The sequence below is a fragment of the Peribacillus sp. genome (assembly GCF_059453735.1).
Genome location: NZ_JAZVJO010000496.1, coordinates 1 through 6,096, shown reverse-complemented (window position 1 = coordinate 6,096; position 6,096 = coordinate 1). Strand labels below are relative to the sequence as shown.

At 36.9% G+C, this 6,096-nt stretch carries 6 protein-coding genes and 1 pseudogene; all 7 read right to left on the bottom strand.

Going from position 1 to position 6,096, the window contains the following annotated elements:
* Positions 1–305 (bottom strand): annotated as a pseudogene (locus AC52RT_RS16460) (peptidase M23); the annotation flags it as partial.
* A gap of 398 nt (positions 306–703) precedes the next feature.
* Positions 704–1,573: an ROK family protein gene (locus AC52RT_RS16455; protein WP_495541747.1), complete on the bottom strand. Its 870-nt coding sequence runs from the start codon at positions 1,571–1,573 to the stop codon at positions 704–706.
* Between the two features lie 16 nt (positions 1,574–1,589).
* On the bottom strand, positions 1,590–2,303 hold the full coding sequence (locus AC52RT_RS16450) for a GntR family transcriptional regulator (RefSeq protein WP_495541746.1): 714 nt from the start codon (positions 2,301–2,303) through the stop codon (positions 1,590–1,592).
* 143 nt (positions 2,304–2,446) lie between these two features.
* Positions 2,447–3,856, bottom strand: a complete 1,410-nt coding sequence (locus AC52RT_RS16445) for a glycoside hydrolase family 1 protein (RefSeq protein ID WP_495541745.1) — start codon at positions 3,854–3,856, stop codon at positions 2,447–2,449.
* Between the two features lie 85 nt (positions 3,857–3,941).
* Positions 3,942–5,237, bottom strand: a complete 1,296-nt coding sequence (gene celB / locus AC52RT_RS16440; protein ID WP_495541744.1) for a PTS cellobiose transporter subunit IIC — start codon at positions 5,235–5,237, stop codon at positions 3,942–3,944.
* 34 nt (positions 5,238–5,271) lie between these two features.
* Complete coding sequence (locus AC52RT_RS16435; RefSeq protein WP_475731826.1) at positions 5,272–5,601, bottom strand: PTS sugar transporter subunit IIA; 330 nt, start codon at positions 5,599–5,601, stop codon at positions 5,272–5,274.
* Complete coding sequence (locus AC52RT_RS16430) at positions 5,601–5,912, bottom strand: PTS sugar transporter subunit IIB (protein ID WP_495541743.1); 312 nt, start codon at positions 5,910–5,912, stop codon at positions 5,601–5,603. Before AC52RT_RS16430 ends, AC52RT_RS16435 begins: the two co-directional genes overlap by 1 nt.
* Positions 5,913–6,096: the final 184 nt, after the last annotated feature.

Genomic DNA, 6,096 nt, shown 5'->3' with positions numbered 1-6,096 from the left:
TGTGCAATTTCCTTATTCGTTTCTTCTATCTCACTTTTTGTTTCCGTAATTTTTGCTTGATTGTCTTTTACCGCTTGATCAATTCGTTTAATTTGTGCTGTTAATTTCATCTGCTCGCCTTGAAGTGTAGAGATTTTCGCTACAGCAGTGTCAATTTCGGTTTGAATACCTGTACGTTCTCCCTGAATAGTATGTTGCTGCTTCTCTAATTCACTGATAGATTCTGCTTTTACTGTAGGAATAGAGAAAATAGTTCCTAAACCAAGTAGAATAGTAGTATTAAGCACGATAAGCTTTTTCTTCAATTTCATTTTCCCCTGCTTTCTTCTCTATGTTTCCAAGAGTATGTCTATTTTTATATGTAAAAATATATTATTTAAGTAGTTAATATTTCACCCACAAAAAGTAGTATATCATTTGAGTTTGTCAGTCTTGTAATAACAACATTACATTTATATTTCGTTTGTAACATTAAACTACATATTTCTACTAAAAATTAGGCTTTTTCATCCGTTAAAAGGGAAAAATAACCTTCCTACTAGAATTGCACATTACTTTTTTATATCTAAAGTCCCGTTTTTTTGCACACAAAAAGCCAGACCTATCAGTCTGACTTTTTGATGGTGATGTTCTTCCAATGGATTGGTGTCCAAATTATTTATCGTAAAGTATATAGACTTTAATCAACTTAAAAGGTAGATTTTCATTTTCCTTGTAATGCTTGATGAGCCAATATCAATGAACCGATGATTCCGGAATTGTTGCCTAAGCCAGGACTCACAATGTAGTCTTCAAGATTAGGAAGTTCCACATATCCGTTAAGCGCCGCTTCTAATTGCTTACGGATTTTCGGAAACACTTGACGTTGCTTCATGACCCCACCGCCAAGAATAATTTTCTGAGGAGAGAGAATTAAGATAAAATTCATAAGTGCTTGTGCGATATAATAAGCCTCTAACTCCCATACATCACTTCGTTCTTCAAGCTCATTAGCTTTCACTCCATAGCGCGCTTCGATAGCCGGTCCCGCTGCTAACCCTTCAAAGCAATCTATATGATAGGGACACTTGCCTGGGTAGTGGTCTTCAGGATGCCTTCTAATTAATATATGACCCATTTCTGGATGCGATTGTCCCTGCAGTAACTTCCCGCCGACTAAAGCTCCTGCACCTATGCCTGTCCCAACGGTCATATATAAACAGCTGTCAAGTCCTTTTGCAGCTCCGTACGTTCCTTCACCTAATGCAGCTGCATTTACATCAGTATGAAAACCTATTGGTACGTTAAAATGCTCTTTCATTTTAGAAACAATTGGATAGTTTCTCCAGCCTGGCTTGGGTGTCGAAGTAATAGATCCGTAGGTTGGGCTTTCTCGATTTACATCTATTGGACCGAATGATCCTATTCCAATGGCTTCTATGTCGTATGATTGAAAGAAGCGTACTACTTCTTCCATTGTTTCTTCAGGGACTGTTGTTGGAATTTCAATTCGTTCTCTTATCTCACCAGTATGATCACCAATTGCACAAACAAATTTTGTTCCTCCTGCTTCGATACCGCCAACTAATGCCATGTCTCTCCCTGCTTTCTTATTTGCTTATGGAAACTGTTGTAAAAACAAACTTGTCATAACGATGTCTTGAAAATGAATATTCAAAGGGTATACCATTATTTAAAAAACCAACTTGTTCCACTTCAAGAACCGGGTCTGTAGGATGACAGTCTAGATATTGTTGATCTAATACATTGGACTTGTCTGCTCGAATTTTCCGATGAGCACCGCCAATTTTTAATTCTAGTGACTGATGAATATAATTATAAATAGATGCATAGAGCACCTCTTCATTCAGTCCAGGTATTAATGCAACCGGCATATACGTTTTTTCAATAACATATGGTTCATCATCAACATTTCTCAATCGTATAATTGAATAAACAGGCGTATCTCTCTTAATTGACAAGTGTCTAGCAACCTCTTCAGAAGGGAACTGTACCTCAAAAGAAACGATTTTACTGTCTACTTTTTTACCAAGAACCAAATTTGAAAGTCCCTTGGAATCTTCACTAATCACATTAACCGTTTCATCACGTAGCGGAGCTTGAACAATAAATGTACCATGACCTCGCTTTCGAAGCATTAGTCCTTCGGCGACTAAAATATCCAGTGCCCGTTTCATGGTCATTCGGCTGCAATTAAACTCCGCTGCTAGTGTAAGCTCATCAGGAATTGGTAAGTCAGCTAGATAATATCCCGTATGAATACGGTTTCTCATTTCTTCAGAAATTGCTTCGTATTTATTCATTCTATACACTCCAACCGTTTTTCTTCATTATATTAGACTTTCTCTGACAGTATATAATTTCTGCACCCAAAAATAGTAAACAGAGTTCTGAGCAATGCGCTAAAAGTATAGGCTGCATTCTCAAAACTCTGTTTTACTACTTATTAAAATCCATTATTTGCAGCAACATCCTTAAACCAATAACCGCTTTTTTTAACGGTTCGTTCGTTATCTTTATCTAAATTAACAGAGACAAAGCCATAACGGTTTTTATAGGCATTACTCCAAGACCAGTTATCCATGAACGTCCATAAATGATAGCCTTTAACATTTGAACCCTCTATCAAAGCTTTATGCACCCATTTTAAATGTTCACTGATAAAATCAATTCGATAATCATCTTCAATCATACCATCTTCATTACGGAAACGCTCTTCTCCTTCGACACCCATCCCATTTTCAGAAATGAAGCATTCAATGTTTCCGTAATTATCTTTTAAATTAGTTAAAATATCATAGACGCCTTTTTCGTAAATTTCCCACCCGCGGTAAACATTCATTTTACGACCAGGCATAATGTAGTTATCAAAATAACGATCCGGCATAAACGGCCCATCAGGATTTGGAAGACTATCCTTCGCCTTCACACGTCTTGGCTGATAATAATTAACTCCGAGCAGATCCACTGTGTTCTCTTTAATAATAGTTAAATCACCATCTTCGATAACAGGCATATAGCCTTCTTCCTTCAGAATCTCAACCAGTTCTGTTGGGAATGTTCCTTTAACAGATGGATCAAGGAACGAACGGTTGAAAAAGGCATCACACAATACCGAAGCTTTTAAATCAGCTGGGTGCTGACTTCTCGGATATGAAGGGGTTAAATTCAGGATAATCCCTATTTTTCCATCAAGTTTCATCGATTTGTAAATTTTAATCGCTTTTGCACTTGATAGAATTGTATGATAAGCAACTTGAACTGCTTTTTGGAAGTTAACTTCGTTTGGATAATGGAAATCATATAAATATCCACCTTCAACAGGTACAATCGGTTCATTATGAGTGAACCATTTTTTCACTCTATCACCGAATAGGCTGAAACATGTTTCCGCATATTTTTCATAGGCATCAACTGTTTCACGATTATTCCAGCCCCCAGTTTCCTGTAAAGCCATCGGCATATCAAAATGATAAAGATTAACAAATGGTTCAATTTCTGCTGCAATTAATGCATCAATCACATTATTATAAAATTCTACTGCCTTCTCATTGATTTCCCCTTTTCCCTCAGGGAATAACCTTGACCAGGAAATAGATAGTCTGAATGAATTGTGACCGATTTCCTTCATTAACTGGATATCTTCTTTATATTTATAATAGAACTGTGAAGTATTTTGAGGACCTACTCCATCAAAAAAACGATTCGCTTCGATTTCAAACCAGTGATCCCATATATTCTTCCCTTTGCCATCAAGATCAGCTGCCCCCTCAGTCTGGGTTGCGGATGCCGAAGATCCCCACCAAAAGTCCTCAGGAAATTTGAATTGAATTGATTCATTATTTGTACGTGTCATATAAATCCTCCCTCTCATTCTCTAATAGATGTCTCAGATTTGCCGCCTGATTAGGCAGATCTATTTTCTAGTTAAACCCAGCTTTTTATGATGCTTTTTTCATTTCTTCTTCTTTTTCTTTTTGGATATTTACACGGTCAATAATTTTCAAGAATGGGAACCAGATGGCAAAAACAATAAAGAAGTTGACAATTTGTAATGCCGATCCTAGCCAAGAATTCGTTGCCAGATATCCACTCACACCGATTGGCACAGTCCATGGAACCGTTACACCTGTTGTTCTAGGAACTATCCCTGTTGCGAAAGCAAAATACGTAACTGCCGTAACGATCATTGGTGCTAAAATCCAAGGTACAATAATCAATGGATTCATAACAATTGGCAATCCGAAAATAATTGGTTCGTTTACATTAAAGATACCAGGTCCAACACCAAGTTTGGCTACTTGTTTCATCTGCTTGCTTCTCATAAAGACAAGGATGGCAAAGACCACAGCCAGTGTCATTCCGGTCCCACCCATTCCGACTGTAAACACATCCATAAATGATTTAGTCACAATGTGCGGCAGTTCTCCGCCTTGAACAAATTTATCATAGTTTTCTAGAGATAACGTCGTCCAGATAGGATCCATTACTGAGTTGATAATAATCTGGCCATGCAGCCCAAAGAACCAGAGAAGTTGAATAACAAACACAGCAATTAAAGTTGGTACTAATCCTCCACCAAGATGAACAAGCGGTGCTTGGACTACATCATAGATAAAGTCATGAAGGTTAGTATTAAACGCTTGTGTAACAAGAACATTTATGAATAAAAAGATTGTTAATGTAATTAATGCTGGGAATAAAGCAGCAAACGACTTCGCTACAGCCGGCGGTACTCCTGCTGGCATCTTAATAGTTAAGTCTTTTTGAACAGCTCTTCTATAAATCTCACCTGCTAGAAAAGCCGTGATCATTCCTAAGAACATTCCTTTAGCGCCAAGGCGATCCAGCGGTATAACATTTGTAACAGTACCTGTATCTGTTTCAAGCATAAAGGGTGTTAAAATCAAAAACGAAGCAAGAGCAATGACGCCTCCAAAAACAGCTTCTACTTCGTAGCTTTTTGATAGATAGTATCCTATACCAAAGACAACGAAAACGGACATGATCCCCATGGTTGCCTGTGATGCAATTCCGAATGACGATTGGAAAGATGCAATAAACTCATCACTTAAAAATTTATTTAAAAATGGCAGATTGGTTAATACCACGACAATAGAACCAAATATTGTTAATGGGAACGCTAACATAAATGCATCACGTATAACCTGTAGATAGCGATTGTTATTCAACTTGCCCGCAATTGGAATTAGAAACTGACTAAATTTCTCAAACATAATTTTCCCTCCCTTATCAATGGGTATTTCTTTTTTATAAATTCTTAGCTTTAAAAATTTCCAATAATTCGATGACTAGTTCCTTCATCGTAAGCGTTGACATTAAATGATCCTCTGCATGCATAAATAACATGGAGAACTCTACTTTTTCACCCTGTGCTTCTTTTTGAACCATTTTGAAATGAATACCATGTGCAGCATTTAAATCTTCTTCAGCCTGTGTTAATAAGCTTTCTGCTTCTTCCACATTGCCTTCACGATATTCACGAAGGGATTGGATCACCTTGCTGCGCGCGTTGCCGCTATGAAGAATAAGTTGAAAATTAATTTGTTCACTCGTAAGTTCTTCTAAATTAATCTCCATTATTTTTTCCCCATTAAGGCTAATGCCTGCTCGTATGCTTTTTTACCATCTGCTAAGCCGTATGCCATCATATCAATTACATCAACATTGATATTGTATTGAGCAGCTTCTTTTTGCAGTTCTTTTTTCAAGAAACTCATTTGAGGTCCAATTAACACTACATCTGCTTCAGCCATATCTTTTTTCGCTTGATTTTGACCAACTGCCCATATTTTCGCTTCATCCCCGATAGATTGTGCATACGCTTCCATCTTCGTTACAAGTAGACTAGTAGACATACCTGAACTACAAGCTAGTAAAATTCTATTCATTGATAATCAAACTCCTTCGATTCATAATTTTTAGTTTGTTAAGCGGTTACAACTTTATTATAGCCATTTAAAAAGAAATGTCTAGTCATTTCTTTTTAAAAATATAGGTTTTTATGATTAAACATCAATACATTTTCTGAATTGTCACATATAACTAAAAAAGGCTGCCGAGAAATTTTCTCGA